The sequence below is a fragment of the Oceaniglobus sp. K40-3 genome (genome assembly GCF_055808395.1).
Genome location: NZ_CM147868.1, coordinates 601,933 through 617,726, shown reverse-complemented (window position 1 = coordinate 617,726; position 15,794 = coordinate 601,933). Strand labels below are relative to the sequence as shown.

Sequence of the window (15,794 nt, the reverse complement as noted above, 5' to 3'; positions counted from 1 at the left end):
CCTTTCAGACCGGCAGATCGACGAAGAAAACTTCAGTAAAGAGGTGCTGCGCGCCAAAGGCGACCACCGCCGAGATAATCACCGCAGGTAAAATCCGTTTGCGCGCGAACCCCTCCATGCCCAACATCAACAACACCAGATAGACAAAGGTGATGATGTCAAATGCGGCCAGTTTCACATGCAACGCCCCGACATAGGCAACGGTAAGGCCCAGAACCATGACGCCACCCATGGGGTTGCCGCCGGAAAATTCGGTGGCAAATGCCACGCCAATGTTGTGTCCACGCAGGCTTAGGGCCGCGCGCAGGATCACCACCAGGCAACAGACGATGATGATTGATGAGGTCCAGATCGGCACAGGGCCAGAGCCGAGAGGCTCAAACTTGCCCGGGGGCAGCTTTAACGCCTGTTTCAAAAACACGGCACAAATAATGACGATCAGGGCCGAAACCCCGATTTCAGTGAACGGACGACGATCCATGGGATTGACCTTTGGCAAGTGGGCGCGCCCCCGCAGGATGCGGGAGGCGCGCGAGACGATCAGTTCTGTGCGGCGATCTTTGCCACAGGCTCGATCGCGGCCCATGTATCATCCAGATCTTTCTGAAGCGCGTCACCGGTCAGGAACGATTCAGCAAAGCCCTTATCGGCCAGGAATTTCTGGAACCGGTCGGTTTTGATACCGGCCGCGATGGCATCGGCGAAACCATCCACGTATTCCTGCGGCGTTTCCTTGGGCGCAAAGATCCAGTTCTTGATGCAGAAGGTCATGTCGAACCCTTCTTCCTGCATGGTCGGCAGATCGGGCAGCCCGGAAAAACGCTCGGTCCCGGTATAGGCCAGCGGCTTGATCTGGCTTTCCGGGTTTTCGGACCCGTCAGGCAGCAACGTAAAGTTGATGACTTCGGCCCCCGACAGAACGGTGGCGTTGGTCTGTGATCCGGTCAGCGCGGTAAAGTTCGCGGTGCCGCCACCAATCTGGACAAAGCGGAATTTGGCGCCCGGCATGGTTTCCTGCATCATCACCCCGGCCAGGTGGTTGATCGCGCCAATGTTTGCGCCAAAGATCAGGGTATTCGGCTCGGCTTTGGCTTTTTCAAGCAGTTGCCGAACATTGTCGATTCCGCTGTCCTTGCGCACCATCGGGGCAAGGCAGAATTCACCGGTTGCCGCCACTGGTTTAAGATCACGCCAGCTGAAATCCAGCGCGCCGGTGCCTTCGCCCCCCATCAAGGCGATGTGGATGATCAAAAAGTTATAGCCGTCCGGGTCGGCTTCCAACACCTGCCGCGTGCCGATGGAATAGTGACCCCCGACGTTCACCACCGTGACCGGCTGGCTCAGAGCGCCGGCATCTTCGATCGCGGCCTGCAAGACGCGGGCCACCTGATCGGATGTGCCACCCGCCTTGAATGGCACGACCAGCCTGATCGGCTTTTCCGGCCAATCTGCGGCCTGCCCCATTCCTGCGGTGGCCAGCATGGCCGCAACAGCGATACCCAAAATTCGTTTCATGTCTTCCTCCCGTGGTATTATAAGTATTTAGTTATTGTTTTTATTATTATCTGCACGTTACGTTATGGTATGAATCGCCATATGGCAACGATTTTGATGGGGAAATTATGACAGGTCCAAATGTACTTCTGATTACGGTCGATCAATGGCCCGGTGGCCTGATGGGAATTTCCGGGCGCAACGACATCGACACACCCACCCTGGATCAGTTGGCACAGAACGGTGTGCGCTTTCCAAACGCCCATTCCGAATGCCCGATCTGCATCCCGGCCCGGCGCAGTCTGATGACGGGCACAGCGCCGCGCCAACATGGCGACCGGGTGTTTCAACCGGCCCTGCCCCGCCCCGATCTGCCCCTGCTGGCCGATCAGTTCCGCGATGCGGGGTATCAGACGGGCGCCGTGGGCAAGCTGCATGTTTACCCCCCGCGACCGATTCGGGTTTGAGGAGGTGGTGAGCTATGAGGAAGGGCGCCCGCAACTGGGCGGCCCCGACGATTGGGATATCTGGCTGGCAGACCGTGGGCAGGCCGGACAGGGATATGCCCACGGGATGAGCAACAACGGCTATGAATTCCGCCCATGGCATCTGGACGAGGCATCCCACCCCACCGTCTGGCAGGCCCGGCAGATGTGCCGGATGATCCAGCGGCGCGACCCCACACGCCCGGCCTTTTGGCACCTGTCGTTCAATTTCCCCCATCCCCCCATCGTGCCCCTGGCCGATTATCTGGCCCTGTATCAGGGGCGCGACATGCGCGACCGGGTGACGGGCGACTGGAACGATGATCTGCCGTTTGCACTGGCAAAGGCGCGGCAATCCTGGCCGGCGCTGTCAGATCCACAACTGGCCGCCATGCGCCGGGCGTTTCATGCCCAATGCACCCTGATCGACCATCAGATCCGTTTGGTGATCGGCACCCTGCGTGAAAGCATGTTGCTGGACGACACCATCATCGTGTTCACCGGCGATCACGGGGATATGCTCGGCGATCATGGGTTGTATGCCAAGCGGCTGATGCTGGACGGATCGGTTTCGGTGCCGCTGATCGTGATCGGGACTGCGGGATGCGACAGGTTGCGCCCCGGCGGTGTCGATCAACGGCTGGCGGGGATGCAGGACATCATGCCGACGCTACTGGATCTCGCGGGTATCACCACGCCTGACAGTTGCACTGGCCGGTCGCTGGTCGGTGATCTGCCGCGCGACAGTCTTTATTGCGAGGCGCTGGAGGGGCCGATGGCCATGCGCATGGTCACGGACGGGCGTTGGAAACTGATCTGGTATCCCGCCGGCAACCGGCTTCACCTGTTCGACCGGCAGAATGACCCCGACGAAACCCGCAATCTGGCAGACCGCGCCGAAACAGCCAAGGTGCAGGCGCGTCTGACAGCCACGTTGATGGCCGAGCTTTACGGTGATGATCTGAACTGGGTCGCAGATGGCGCGCTTGTCGGGTTCAGCGCCCCCGCCCTGCCTGCGCCACAAAACCGCGCATTGTCGGGACAGCGCGGGTTGCATTTCCCACAGCCCCCCGCGGATGACCCGACCAAAATCGTGGGCGCGCCTTAATCGCGCTCGCGGATCACCTTTTGCGCCTGTTCGATCAGCTTTTGCGCAACAGGCAACAGCGGTGTATCGCCGCGCCAGACCACGCCACCTTCGCGGTTGGGCATCTCCATCACCGTTTTCACGACCTGAACCTGCGGATAGCCCTTGGCGTGGGCACGCGACAAAAAGCCCAACTTGGGGCTGTGGCACAGGATGTTGATCATCGCCCGCACCGAATTTGTTTCAACCGAAGGCGGCGGAAGATCAACATCCGCCTGCCGGAACAAACGCCGCAGCAACTGCCGCCCAAAGGTATCATAGCCGGTCAGCACCCAATCTTCCCCGGCCAGTTGCTCCATGGTTTTTGGCGGGCCTGCGTGAACCGGATGATCGGTGCGCGCCAGAACATGCATCCGTTCGCGCAACAGAATGCGGGTCTGATAGACCGCGCCGAAATAATCATCGGTAAGCGAGGCGAAAAACAGGTCAATCTCGCCCAGATCCAGTTTGCGGCGCAGTTCGTCGTTCAGGGCAACGGTCAGATTGACGCGGATGTTGGGCTGTTCTTTCTGCAATTCGGCGATGGCGATGGGCAGGATTTCCTGAATCCAATCCGGCCCCGACCCGATCCGCAACAGCCCGCCAACCCCGGATTTCATCTCGGCCAGCTTGTCGGTCAGGGCGTCGGTCGTGGTTTCCAGCGCCTGAGCGTATTCCAGCACCTGGGTTCCATAAGGGGTAAGCGCCAAAGGCCGCGTCGAGCGGTCAAACAGCGTCACGTCAAGCTGTCTCTCAAGCTTGGCAATCGCCTGGGTCAGGGCCGGTTGTGACACGCCCAACTCCTGCGCCGCCACGGTCAGGTTGCGGGTGGCGCAAACGGCGACGAACTGGGGTAATCCGGTCAGTTTTTTCATTGCGTGATCGGGGTGGCAGGTCGTGCCCGCCACCCCCGCCTTTTATTCAATGGTAACGTCAAGCGTCTTGCCAATCGTCGCATTCCACGCGGTCACGCAATCGGCGCCACAACGTTCGGCAAAGGCCGGCAGAATCGCGGCTTTCACTGCCTCGGCGCGCAATGTTTCATCCGCATCGGTCAGGGGAACCAGAGTCATGCCCGCCGCTTCGCCCTCGGGGCATGGGCCCGAACTGTTGCAGGCCAGCCCGGTCTGGGTTTCCGTCGCGGCCAGTTCAAAGATCGAATCCTCAAGCCCGCGCAGACCCTTGGTCAGATACTCCTGCACCGAAGGATCCAGCCCGTTCCACCAGTCGAGGTTGGCAAGCTGCGCCGACAGCCCAAAGTTGATCGGCATGGGCGAAATGTAATTGGCACTTTCATACCATTTGGCCTTGTACCCCGACAGCGCGCCGGTGATCGCACAATCGACCACACCGCTGGCCAGCGCGGGCTGGACCTCGGCAAAAGCGATAGACAGGGGTGATCCGCCAAGATAGCTGACAAAGGCCTGTTGTGATGCCCCCGAGGCGCGCACCTTGCGGCCCGACAGATCGGCAATACTGGTGAATTCATCGCGGCAATAGATCACCTGTGCCTGATAGGTGCCAAAGCCCAGCAATTTGATATTATGCTCTTTCTCAAGGAAATCGGCATAGGAATCACGCCAGGCGTCCACGACCTCGGCCAGTTGTTCAACGCTGCTCAGCAGACCAACCAGATCGGTCGCCTCATTGCGCGGCACCTCGCCTGAATTATAGGCCAGAACCGTCGTCGCCATTTGCAGCGTGCCATTGCTGACCAGGCGGAAAATCTCACCACCCTTGAACCCCAGTTCGGTAAAGGGTTTGACGTTGGCCTTGATCTTGCCATCTGTTTCGGCAGGCACCTGTTTGTTCCAGAACGGCAGTTCCTTGTCGGTGTACATCGACAGGCTCCCGATGGAACCGACCACGTTGAATTCGGTTTCCGGCATATCCTGTGCCAGTGCGGGCATGGCGATCAGCGCAGCCAATGCGCCAGTTAACAAAAATTTCATATCAAGACTCCCTGTTGAATGGCGTTATCCGCCGGTTTTGGATTGACGATTGTGGGCAACCACAGCGCAAGCTGCGGAAACAATATCAGAAGGCCGATCATCACCAACATGGCAATCAGAAACGGCGCCGCGCCCTTGAACAGATCGGTAAACGCGCCGCCTTTGCGCACCGCCTGCACCACATAAAGGTTCATGCCAACGGGCGGGGTTATCAGGGCCGCTTCGATCAGGATCACGAAAACCACCCCCCACCAGACCGGCGAATACCCCAGTTGCACAATGACCGGCACGATGATCGGGGTTGTGGCGATCATCATCGAAAGGGTTTCCATGAAACACCCGAGGATGAGGTAAAACACCACAATGGCCAGCAACATTCCCAAAGGCGGCCAACCGAGGTTCAGCACCGCATCGGTAATCGCCTGCACAAGGCCGATCGACACCATGACGAAGTTCAGGAAAAACGCCGCAATCACGATCAGCATGATCATGCAGGTGGTGCGCACCGTGCCCTCGAACGCGGCCAGCAAAACCGGCACTGTCAGTTTGCCATTCAGTGCCACAAGGGCCACTGTGGCGATCAGACCCAGCGCCGCCGCCTCGGTCGCCGTGGCAAGGCCTGCGTAGATGCTGCCGACAACGATGGCGAACAGGCCCAGTGGCGGCAACAGATGCGGCAATCCCCTGATCCGGTCGGGCCAAAGTGACGCCGCCCCCACGGCGGGCCCGTCCCAATGGGGCCGCATCACCACCAGCGCCAGAACGATGCCCGAAAACAGCGAGGCCAGAACAAACCCCGGGATAAACCCGGCGGCATAAAGATCGGCCACGGATGTATCGGTCAGCACCGCATAGATGATCATGTTGATACTTGGCGGAATCAGAATGCCCAGCGTCCCGCCCGCCGCGATCGACCCCAGAAACAGCGGCCGGTTGTATCCGCCCTTGTCCATGTTCGGAATGGCCACGGTGCCGATGGTCGCGGCGGTGGCGATGGAACTGCCCGAGGTGGCGGCAAACACGGCGCTGGCCGCGATATTGGTATGCATAAGGCGCCCCGGCAGGCGCGCGAACCATGGGGTAAGGGCCGTGAACAACCGCCCCGACACGCCGGAACGGTGCATCAACTCGCCCATCATGATGAACATCGGTGCGGCGATCAGGATGAAATCCTGCGATGAATTCCACGCCAGTTCACCCGCCGCCCCGGTCATCGGGAAAAACGCGTATTGTTCCGACAGGATATACCCGGTCAGGGCCAGAACCGCCGCCACCGGCAGGGACAGGGCCAGCATTCCGATCAGCAACAGAAACGCGGCCAGGATCATGGTTTGTCACCTGCGGCCTGAACCGCCTCGTCAATTTCGGCATCCAGATCCGCCGATCCGACGGCCGCCCCGAACCCGGCCCGGTCGCCGCGCACCAACCGCCACACCGCCTGCACCGGGGCCAGCACGGCAACACAGGCGAACCACGCCAGCCCGACCCACCACAGCCCTTGCGGGATCACCACAGGAATCCGCAGGTTCGACATGGAGCGCGCGCCCATGGCCCAGGATTGCGAAACCGTGCCCCACGCGAACCACGCCAGCGCCACGGCCACCACGGCCAACGCACAGGCCGCCGCCAGATCACAGGCAGCGCGGATCGGAAACGGCAGATGCGCCACCAGAAAATCAACCCGGATATGGGCCTTGGTGGTCACGGTATAGGCCAGGCCCAGCCCGATACAGGCCGCCAGCCCATAACCCGAAATCTCAAAGCTCTCGACGATGGAACGGTTCAGAAAATACCGCGCCAACACATCAACGGTGATCGGCACCGCACAGCCAAACAGGATCACCGCCCCCGCCACCCAGGCAAGCCAGCGCGACACACGTTGTGGCAGTGGCACGGTCATTGGCAGGTCTCCATGACGTGCTGCGGTTCGCTTGTCCGGCGTAGCGAGGGCTTGCGCCCTTTTCTATTCAACAACATAGCCATCCAACCGGTCCTCTGTTGCGGCGTGCGGGTCACGCAGAGCCGGGTCACCATGGCCACCGCCCCCGGGGTTTCCATACGCACGATATCACCGGGGCGCAGGACGTGGCCGATGGTTTTGGCCGCAAGCGGGGTTGTCACGCCGTCACGCGTCACGCTCAGGGTGCCGCCCCGCCCCGGCTGCCCCCCGTCCAACCCATAGGGACGGGAATCAAAAGCATCAAAGGCGCTGTTCAACAGCCCGCTTTCGGCCAGAAATTCCCATTCCCGCACAATTCCCAACCCGCCACGCCTGCGCCCGGCACCGCCCGACCCGGGAACAAGCCCGTACTGGGTGAACCGCAGGGGAAACAGCGCCTCGATCATTTCAACCGGCGTGTTCTGGCCATTGTGGAACCCGGCAGCCAGCCCGTTTGGCCCGTCACGTTCCGGGTGCGCGCCCCATCCGCCAAGTTCACTGTCAAAATACACCTGTCGCCGCCCGTCACCGTGGCGGATGTTGACCGCATGATTGAAGGTGGTGCCATAATACGAGGCCGGAATCCGGTCTGGCAACACCTGTGCAAAGGCCCGCAAGACCGCCGTGGCGATTTTATGACCCGGCAGCATCCGCATGGACACGGGCGCGGGGAACGACGCGTTCACAAGGCAGCCTTCGGGCGCCGTTACCGTGATCGGGCGATAACAGCCGGCGTTCACCGTGGCCGTCACCCCGCAAGCGGCAATCACGGCATAATAGACGGCAGAGGTGGTTGTCGCCATGGTGGCGTTGATCGGGCCGCGCGCCTGATCGGACGTGCCGGTAAAATCCAGCGCGATGTCGCTGCCGCTGATGGTCAGGGCGACCTTGATCGTCTTTTGCCCGTCTTCCAACCCGTCACCATCGACAAAATCTTCGGCCGTGTAAGTGCCATCGGGCAGGGCATTCAGGGCGTTGCGCATTTCATGTTCGGCATGGTCCAGCAATGCACCGCCGATTTCGTCCAACGCATCGGCGCCGTACCGGTCGGCCAGCCGCAACATGGCCCGCGCGCCCACATCCAGCGCGGCAATCTGGCTCAGGAAATCACCGCGGAAAGTTTCGGGTTCGCGGACGTTTTGCAGGATGGTGGCGAACAGATCGCCCTGCATTTTCCCATCACGGACGATCCGCACCGGGGGCAGGCGCAGCCCTTCTTGAAACACCTCGACCGCGTGGGCGTTGTACCCGCCCGCCGCACCGCCGCCCACATCCACATGGTGAATCAGGACACAGGTGATCGCGATCCGCTGGCCATCGCGAAACACCGGTTTGAAGGCGATGAAATCAGGCAGATGTTGACCGCCGCAATAGGGATCATTGGTCACGATCACGTCGCCATCGCGCCAGTCATCGAGCGGAATATGGTGTTGCACCACGTGATGCAGACACAGCTCCATCGAATTGAGATGCACCGGCATCCGCGCCGCCTGGGCCACGTTGCGGCCCTGTCCGTCGAATACGGCGGTGGAATAATCCAGCAATTCGCGCACCGTGGTGCTGCGTGACGTACGCCAGACGGTGACCGACATTTCCTCGGCCACCGAAACAAGGGCGGCTGAGACGATTTCAAGCAATACGGGATCAGGGCGGGTCATGTTGTTTTCCTTGCGGTCATATCGCCGGTTTCGGTCATTGCAAGGGACCAGCCACCGGGGATCAGCAGGGTTGTATAGGCCTGTTCGATCACGGCGGGGCCATGCACCATGGTGCCCGGCGGCAGCGAAAGTTGGCGAAACACAGGGGTATCCTGCCATGTGCCATCCACATGCACGGGGCGGCGGGTTTCGGCGCTGGCTTCGCTGGGTGCATAGCCCGCGCCGGTTTGCGCACCACCCCCAAGGGTGCCGATGGCGGTCAGGCGCATGGTGACGATTTCAACCGCCTCGGTTGGATCGTCAAAGGAAAACCGCTGGCGATGCTGGTCCTCAAACCTTTCACGCAAGGTGGTCAGGGTTTGCACGTCCGCCTGCCCCTCGGGCATCGCAACCAGCAATTCAAACGCCTGCCCGCGATACCGCAAATCGGCGGCAAGGGTCAGGGCGCGGCGATCATCGGGCAGATTGTCACGCTCCAACAGGGCGGCACCCTGCGCGCGCAGATCGGCGGCGATACCGTTCAGCACCGGCAGGCTGTCGCGATGCAGGGGCAGGATTTCGGTGCGCGACAGATCGTGCTGAATATCGGAAAACAGGATGCCATGGGCCGAGAACGTCGATGGATCGCGGGGGAATATCACCCTTGTGATACCCAGTTCCTCGGCCACTTCGCAGGCGTGCAACCCGCCTGCCCCGCCAAAGCTCATGAGGGCGAAATCGCGCGGGTCCAGCCCCTTGGCGAACAGGGAAAATTTGATCGACGCGGCCAGTTTGGCGTTTACCACGGCCAGAATACCCGCCGCCGCGTGATCGGGGGTCAGGGACAGGGGTGTTTCGACCCGATCTTTCAACGCCTGCCGCGCGCCATCCAGATCAAGCGCGAAACTGCCCCCCAGAAACGTTGCCGCGTCCAGCCGCCCCAGGATCAGATTCACATCGGTCACGGTGGGTTCAACCCCGCCGCGCCCGTAACAGACCGGCCCCGGCACGGCGCCGGCGCTGCGCGGGCCAACCTGCAACCGCCCCGACGGATCGACAAAGGCAATGCTGCCGCCCCCCGCGCCGATGGTGTGCATTTCCACCATGGGAACGCGCACCGGCAAGCCATCAATTTCGCCCTGTGTCACCACGGTGCGCTCACCATTGGCGACGATGGCCACATCATAACTGGTGCCACCCATATCAACCCCGACCACATCGGGGGTATCCAGCGTTCTGGCCAGCTTTTGCGCCGCCAACACCCCGCCCGACGGACCGGACAGCAGCAATTTCACCGGCGCCTGCACCGCCGCCTCAAGGCTGATCGCGCCGCCGTTGGATTGGATCAGATACAGCGGCGCGGTGATCGCAGCCTCTGTCAGGCGGGCGCGCAGGGCGGTGACATAGCGGGCAATCACCGGCATCAAAAGCGCGTTGAGAACCGTGGTTGCCGTGCGTTCAAACTCGCGGATTTCGGGCGACACCTCGTGACTGCACGACACGGCCATGTCGGGGCAGCGGGCCAGCAGACGATCACGGATCGCGATTTCCTGTGCCGGGTTGGCAAAGGCGTTCAGCAGGCAGATGGCGCAGGCCGCAACGCCCGATTCCGCCACCCGGTCAATCACGCCGTCCAGCGCGGTCATGTCAATCTCGCGCACCACTTCGCCCGCTGCGCCGATGCGCCCCGGCGCGCCAAACCGGTGGCGCCGGGGGATCAGGATGCTGCGATCCGGGCCGCGCAGGGCGTATATATCCTGCCGGGCATGGCGCCCGATTTCCAGAACATCCTCAAACCCTTCGGTGGTGATCAACGCGCCCTTGGGCAAATCGCGGGTCAGCACCGCGTTGGTGGCAATGGTCGTGCCATGCAGGATCAGCGCGATGTCGGATGTGGTAAAGCCGAACCGTTCACCCGCCAGCGCAATCGCCTGGGTCAGGCCACGGGCCGGATCATCAGGGGTTGTGGGGGATTTCAGGCTGTGCGCCGCCCCGGTCACACTGTCGCGAGACTCCAGATCCGTGAAGGTGCCACCAATATCAACGGCAATGGTGATCCGGGGGGTGGGCTGGGCCATGGTTGGGTTTTCATCCTGCTGACTGTCGATCTGCATCAAACCTTGCCGAGGTCGTCTATAAAATCAAATTGATTATTTTTGACCCATCACATCAGATATTTTTATCACCTTGATGCCGCTGCGCCGTTTGCAACGCCAGTTGCGCCGCCGTTTCCACAACATGGCTTTTGGGAACGCCGAGATAGGAGGCGGTGAATTGCAACGGTTCCGGCACCCAGCCCGGATCGAACCGGCGCAGGGTGCCCGATGCCACCATGTCATGGCCGAGGGATTCAGGCAGGGCGGCCACGCCCAACCCCGCCTCGACCAACCGGAAACAGGCCGACAGGGACGACGATGAAAACATCTGCGCCCCCGGCCCGACCTTTTCAAACAGGGCTGATTTCAATTCTCGGTGGGGGCGGGTGTGGCGGGCATAGGTAATGACAGGGCGCGTGGCGATCAACCCGGCATCACCGCCTTTGGGCGCCACACAATCAGCGGCGACATACCATGCCAGATCGAACACCGGCAGCGCCACGTTATCGACCGACGATTCCGACACCGGACCCAGCAGGATCGCCAGATCAATCTCGCGGTCCAGCAGGGCGTTGCGCAGGTTTGATGAAACATCCACGGCGATTTCAATCTCGACCCGGCTGAAACGGTGGTGCAGCGCGCCCACGAATTCAGGAAGCCAGCTTTGCGCCACTGTCTCGGCCACGCCCAGACGCAGGTGCATTTCAATCCCTTCGGGGGCGATGATATTGGCCGCCACCTGTTCGGACAGATGTTCAAACTGTTCGGCATAGCGGACCAGCATTTCACCGCGCTTTGTCAGGGCCAACCCCCCGCCCGTGCGATCAAACAGCGCAACCGCCAGCATATCTTCCAGCGCCTTGATCCGGGCGCTGATGGCCGGCTGGGTCACGTTCAGACTTTGCGCCGCCCGCCGCACCCCGCCCAGACGGACGACTTCAAGAAAGCTGCGCAGTTGTTCAAGATTGAGCCGGGTCATTTTGCGCCTCTCGTGATGGTCAGGGCAAGCATCCCGCATGGGGTGCACCACTGCAACCGCCATCGCGGGCGGAGATTTTGGCAAGCCACTGGATCGAAACCCCGCTTGGGCGCATAATTGGCCGGTAATCACGGAGGGTATAATGGGCATTTTAGGCGTGGTCGCCGCCGCAGGGGTGGCATGGATATTCGGCGCGGTCTGGTACGGCGTCATTGGCAAACAATGGATGGCGGCCTCTGGGCTGCGCGAGGAAGACATAAACCGCAAAGATCCGGTGCCCTATATCGGCAGCTTTATCTGCACCCTGATCGTCGCCGCGATATTGCGACAGGTGTTGTCTTTGGGGGGCGCGATGAGCGTGACAAGCGGACTGGTGACAGGGTTCAGTCTGGGCCTGTTCATGGTGATGCCGTGGATCGCGACGAATGTGCTGTTTTCCCAACGGCCCCGGTCATTGATCTGGATGGATGGGGTTTATCCCACCGTGGGCATGGCCCTTATGGGGCTGGTGCTGACCCTGTTCTGATGGCGCAGATCAAAAGCTTTGCCGCGCTTGAGCGGTTCGGGCGACAGCGCCTGTCACGGCATTTCCACATGCGCGAATTCCTGATGTCAGAAATCGCCAATTTTCACGCAATGCCCAACATCCCCGACGATCCGGCCCTTGCCATCGCCGCCGGGCGGGCATTGTGCCAAAACCTGCTTGACCCGCTGGTCAATACTTTTGGCCCGCTGACCATACGGTCGGCGCTGCGCAGTTGCGCCGTGAATGGGTTTGGCAATGCCAACGATCTGAATTGTTCACGCAATGAAACCACGTTTGCCGGGCATATCTGGGACAGGCGCGACGGCGACGGGTGCATGGGGGCCACGGTGTGCCTGTCCATCCCGTGGTTTGCCGATCAATATGACCAAGGGCGCGACTGGCGCGATCTGGCATGGTGGTTGCACGATCACCTGCCGTATTCCGCGATCTGGTTTCACCCGGTCCGCGCGGCGTTCAACCTCAACTGGCACGAAAGACCACGGCGCACGATTTCATCCTATATTGCGCCAAAGGGAATGTTGCTGGCCCCCGGGGCCGACCCTTTGGAGGCGTTGGACCAGCGCCGGGCGCGTTACGCCGATTTCCCACCGTTTGAGGGCATCGCGTTTCCGCCTTTGCCCGGTGTCTGACGAAAAACGCCGCCCGTCAGGGGGCGGCGCATCGAAATACCATGGGGACAGGATCAGCCGTAGACGGCCTCTTTCCCGAAATGTTTGGTCAGCATGTAATAGACCACAGCGCGGTATTTGTTGCGCTCGGATTTGCCATAGGTTTCGATCACCTTGTTGATCGCATCCATCAACTCGGCGCTGTCGGACAGACCCAGCTTTTTGATGAGAAAGTTGTTCTTTACCGTTTCCAGTTCGGCGGGCTGCGACCCCGCAACAGTCGAGGCGTCAGCGTTGTAAATCGCGGGGCCGCACCCTTTGGTCACCTTTGTCAGCAGATCCATATCTGGCGTCATGCCGCATTTGTTCTTCAGATCGTCCGCGTATTGCGCGATCAATTCGTCTCTCTTCCCCATCGGTCCCTCACTTTTCATTATTTCCGGTCAGTCAACACGCCCCGGGCGCATGGGGGAATAAAAGCCTTCGTTTTGGGCATCTGACAATGGTGAATGTCATAATTCACCCAACCATGGCCAAATACCGCCACCAAATCAGCCCCGCAACAGGCGCTCCAGGTCTGCGCGGTCGAACGATCCGGGTGTCAGATGTTCAGCGACCATCCGGCGCCCCAGCGCAACCAGAGCAGCGTTCAGCGGCGTCGGCACGCCGTTCGCATCACCCATGGCGACGATCTCGCCGTTCAAAAAGTCGGTTTCAACCGACCCTGTATTGCGCAGCAGGCTTTGCAATGTCGAACCGCCCGGGCGCGGAACACCATTGATTTCGGCAGTTCGCATCATTTCATCGCGGCGCGGGTCAGAATGCCCCACATCCACCCATTCCACGCCCGACGCCGTGAACACCGCCTTTGCCTCGTCACGCACCAGGGCGGTCAGATCATCAGGAGCAGGCCCGGACCCAAGCGCCGCCTGCACGATATTGCCGAGGTTCATCAACAGTTTACCGTATTTGTTTTTCATCACCTTATCGGTGACGAAACAGGCGAACCCGGCCGCCTCAAGCGCATCGGCCAAGGCACGATCCGCGTCGTCGCTGCCATCCGGGTAACACCCGATGTCAAAGATCCCCAATCGCGGCGTGGCGTGAACCGCTACCACACCGGGCGTCAGAAAGGTGCTGGGAACAATCACCGTCACACCGTGGGTATTCATGCCCTGTGCGGCGGCAAACCGTTCATTTGCCACCCCGTTCTGAAAACAGAACACCGGCTGATCGGTCAGCCCACTTGCAATCAGGTGTTCCAGCGCGCCGGCCGTATCCTGTGATTTCATCGTCAGCAGGATCATGTCGTCAGGTTGCAGGGCAATCTCACCCGGCCCGGCAACACAGGTAAACCGCGCGTGAATTTCGCGGTCTGGGGTAAGCAGGCGCAAGCCATTGTCACGGATCGCGTCAAGCTGCGCACCCCGGGCGATGCCGATCACATCCTGCCCGCTGTGCGCAAGGGCGGCGGCAAGCGTGCCGCCAATTCCTCCTACACCGTAAACAATGAACCGCATGTCAGTACCGGTAATGTTCGGGTTTGAACGGGCCGTCCGGTGACACGCCGATATAACCGGCCTGTTCCGGGCTAAGCTTGCTCAGCTTCACGCCAATCCGATCAAGATGCAGGCGCGCGACCTTTTCATCCAGATGCTTGGGCAGGATATATACCTCGTTCTTATAGGCGTCGGTGTTCGTCCACAGTTCAATCTGCGCCAATACCTGATTGGTGAAAGACGCCGACATCACGAAACTGGGGTGGCCGGTGGCATTGCCAAGGTTCAACAGGCGCCCTTCGGACAGCAGGATCAACCGGTGCCCGTTGGGCATCTCGATCATGTCCACCTGTTCCTTGATATTTGTCCACTTGTGATTTTTCAGGGCGGCCACCTGAATTTCATTGTCGAAATGGCCGATGTTGCCGACGATGGCCATATCCTTCATCTCGCGCATATGCTCGATACGGATCACGTCGCGGTTGCCGGTGGTGGTGATGAAAATGTCGGCGGAATCGACCACATCTTCCAACAACACAACTTCATATCCGTCCATGGCCGCCTGAAGCGCGCAGATCGGATCAACCTCGGTCACTTTCACCCGCGCGCCTGCGCCGGACAGGGACGCAGCACAGCCTTTGCCCACATCGCCATACCCCATGACGACAGCAACCTTGCCCGCCATCATCGTATCGGTGGCGCGGCGGATGCCATCGACCAGCGATTCCTTGCAGCCGTATTTGTTGTCGAACTTCGATTTCGTAACGCTGTCGTTCACGTTGATCGCCGGAAAGGGCAGTTGGCCCTGTTTCACCAGATCATACAGGCGATGAACGCCCGTGGTGGTTTCCTCGGACACGCCCTTGATCTGGTCGCGCATCCTGGTGAACCAGCCGGGGGATTGTGCCATCCGCTTTTTGATCTGGGCGAACACGGCGATTTCCTCTTCGGAGGTCGGCACTTCGATCAGGTCGGTTTCGCCGTTTTCCACCCGGGCACCCAGCAGGATGTAAAGCGTTGCATCGCCGCCATCGTCAAGAATCAGGTTCGGCCCCTCGGGGAACTGGAACGACCGATCCAGATAATCCCAATGTTCCGTCAGCGATTGACCCTTGATTGCGAACACCGGCGTTCCGCCTTTGGCAATCGCCGCTGCCGCGTGATCCTGAGTCGAAAAGATGTTGCACGAGGCCCAGCGCACATCGGCGCCCAGCGCCACCAGCGTTTCAATCAGAACCGCCGTTTGAATCGTCATGTGCAGCGATCCGACAATGCGCGACCCGGCCAACGGTTTGCTTTCGCCGTATTCCGCGCGCAGTGCCATCAACCCCGGCATTTCGGTTTCGGCAATGTCCAGTTCCTTGCGCCCGTAATCGGCCAGCGCGATGTCCTTGACGATATAATCGGCCATGTGAATTTCCCGTTTCCTGAT

General features: G+C 60.6%; 16 protein-coding genes. 4 read left to right on the top strand and 12 right to left on the bottom strand.

All coding sequences use genetic code 11. From position 1 onward, the window contains the following. Nucleotides 1–4: 4 nt before the first annotated feature. Together AC0L7P_RS03215 and AC0L7P_RS03210 are read right to left on the bottom strand one after the other, a co-directional pair. A complete protein-coding gene (locus AC0L7P_RS03215) occupies nucleotides 5–586 on the bottom strand; it encodes a tripartite tricarboxylate transporter TctB family protein (protein WP_473434462.1) in 582 nt (193 codons plus the stop codon). Continuing rightward, complete coding sequence (locus AC0L7P_RS03210; RefSeq protein WP_473434461.1) at nucleotides 541–1,515, bottom strand: Bug family tripartite tricarboxylate transporter substrate binding protein; 975 nt, start codon at nucleotides 1,513–1,515, stop codon at nucleotides 541–543. Before AC0L7P_RS03210 ends, AC0L7P_RS03215 begins: the two co-directional genes overlap by 46 nt. A 107-nt stretch (nucleotides 1,516–1,622) precedes the next feature. Between AC0L7P_RS03210 and AC0L7P_RS03205 the strand changes: the two genes are divergently transcribed. Continuing rightward, on the top strand, nucleotides 1,623–1,961 hold the full coding sequence (locus AC0L7P_RS03205) for a sulfatase-like hydrolase/transferase (protein ID WP_473434460.1): 339 nt from the start codon (nucleotides 1,623–1,625) through the stop codon (nucleotides 1,959–1,961). Further along, a complete protein-coding gene (locus AC0L7P_RS03200; protein WP_473434459.1) occupies nucleotides 1,930–3,087 on the top strand; it encodes a sulfatase/phosphatase domain-containing protein in 1,158 nt (385 codons plus the stop codon). The genes AC0L7P_RS03205 and AC0L7P_RS03200 overlap by 32 nt, the downstream gene beginning before the upstream one ends. On the opposite strand, the gene AC0L7P_RS03195 is transcribed toward AC0L7P_RS03200, so the two are convergent. From AC0L7P_RS03195 to AC0L7P_RS03165, 7 genes are read right to left on the bottom strand one after another with little or no spacing between them, the layout of a single operon-like run. Next, nucleotides 3,084–3,980 carry a LysR family transcriptional regulator gene (locus tag AC0L7P_RS03195; RefSeq protein ID WP_473434458.1) on the bottom strand — a complete coding sequence of 299 codons (897 nt, stop codon included), beginning with the start codon at nucleotides 3,978–3,980 and terminating at the stop codon, nucleotides 3,084–3,086. The two genes, AC0L7P_RS03200 and AC0L7P_RS03195, sit on opposite strands and share 4 nt — an antisense overlap. Nucleotides 3,981–4,022: 42 nt before the next feature. Further along, nucleotides 4,023–5,057 (bottom strand): TRAP transporter substrate-binding protein, encoded by a 1,035-nt coding sequence (locus AC0L7P_RS03190; RefSeq protein WP_473434457.1) that lies wholly within the window; start codon nucleotides 5,055–5,057, stop codon nucleotides 4,023–4,025. Then, nucleotides 5,054–6,385 carry a TRAP transporter large permease gene (locus tag AC0L7P_RS03185; protein ID WP_473434456.1) on the bottom strand — a complete coding sequence of 444 codons (1,332 nt, stop codon included), beginning with the start codon at nucleotides 6,383–6,385 and terminating at the stop codon, nucleotides 5,054–5,056. The genes AC0L7P_RS03190 and AC0L7P_RS03185 overlap by 4 nt, the downstream gene beginning before the upstream one ends. Beyond that, nucleotides 6,382–6,957, bottom strand: coding sequence for a TRAP transporter small permease subunit (locus AC0L7P_RS03180; protein WP_473434455.1), 576 nt, complete (start codon nucleotides 6,955–6,957; stop codon nucleotides 6,382–6,384). Before AC0L7P_RS03180 ends, AC0L7P_RS03185 begins: the two co-directional genes overlap by 4 nt. Further along, nucleotides 6,954–8,654 carry a hydantoinase B/oxoprolinase family protein gene (locus AC0L7P_RS03175; protein ID WP_473434454.1) on the bottom strand — a complete coding sequence of 567 codons (1,701 nt, stop codon included), beginning with the start codon at nucleotides 8,652–8,654 and terminating at the stop codon, nucleotides 6,954–6,956. The genes AC0L7P_RS03180 and AC0L7P_RS03175 overlap by 4 nt, the downstream gene beginning before the upstream one ends. Further along, nucleotides 8,651–10,747: a hydantoinase/oxoprolinase family protein gene (locus tag AC0L7P_RS03170; RefSeq protein WP_473434453.1), complete on the bottom strand. Its 2,097-nt coding sequence runs from the start codon at nucleotides 10,745–10,747 to the stop codon at nucleotides 8,651–8,653. Before AC0L7P_RS03170 ends, AC0L7P_RS03175 begins: the two co-directional genes overlap by 4 nt. A gap of 55 nt (nucleotides 10,748–10,802) precedes the next feature. Beyond that, the gene (locus AC0L7P_RS03165) at nucleotides 10,803–11,708 is read right to left on the bottom strand and encodes a LysR family transcriptional regulator (protein ID WP_473434452.1); all 906 of its coding nucleotides are present in this window, start codon (nucleotides 11,706–11,708) and stop codon (nucleotides 10,803–10,805) included. A gap of 142 nt (nucleotides 11,709–11,850) precedes the next feature. Here AC0L7P_RS03165 and AC0L7P_RS03160 point away from each other — a divergent pair, with 142 nt between their 5' ends. Next, the gene (locus tag AC0L7P_RS03160; protein ID WP_473434451.1) at nucleotides 11,851–12,234 is read left to right on the top strand and encodes a DUF1761 domain-containing protein; all 384 of its coding nucleotides are present in this window, start codon (nucleotides 11,851–11,853) and stop codon (nucleotides 12,232–12,234) included. After that, nucleotides 12,234–12,884 (top strand): hypothetical protein, encoded by a 651-nt coding sequence (locus AC0L7P_RS03155; RefSeq protein WP_473434450.1) that lies wholly within the window; start codon nucleotides 12,234–12,236, stop codon nucleotides 12,882–12,884. The genes AC0L7P_RS03160 and AC0L7P_RS03155 overlap by 1 nt, the downstream gene beginning before the upstream one ends. Nucleotides 12,885–12,937: 53 nt before the next feature. On the opposite strand, the gene AC0L7P_RS03150 is transcribed toward AC0L7P_RS03155, so the two are convergent. The 3 genes from AC0L7P_RS03150 to ahcY form a co-directional block, all read right to left on the bottom strand. After that, a complete protein-coding gene (locus AC0L7P_RS03150; protein WP_473434449.1) occupies nucleotides 12,938–13,279 on the bottom strand; it encodes a DUF2853 family protein in 342 nt (113 codons plus the stop codon). 135 nt (nucleotides 13,280–13,414) lie between these two features. Beyond that, entirely contained in the window at nucleotides 13,415–14,383 is a 969-nt protein-coding gene (locus tag AC0L7P_RS03145; protein WP_473434448.1) for a ketopantoate reductase family protein, read from the bottom strand. A gap of 1 nt (nucleotide 14,384) precedes the next feature. Then, the gene (gene ahcY, locus AC0L7P_RS03140; RefSeq protein ID WP_473434447.1) at nucleotides 14,385–15,773 is read right to left on the bottom strand and encodes an adenosylhomocysteinase; all 1,389 of its coding nucleotides are present in this window, start codon (nucleotides 15,771–15,773) and stop codon (nucleotides 14,385–14,387) included. Nucleotides 15,774–15,794 lie beyond the last annotated feature (21 nt).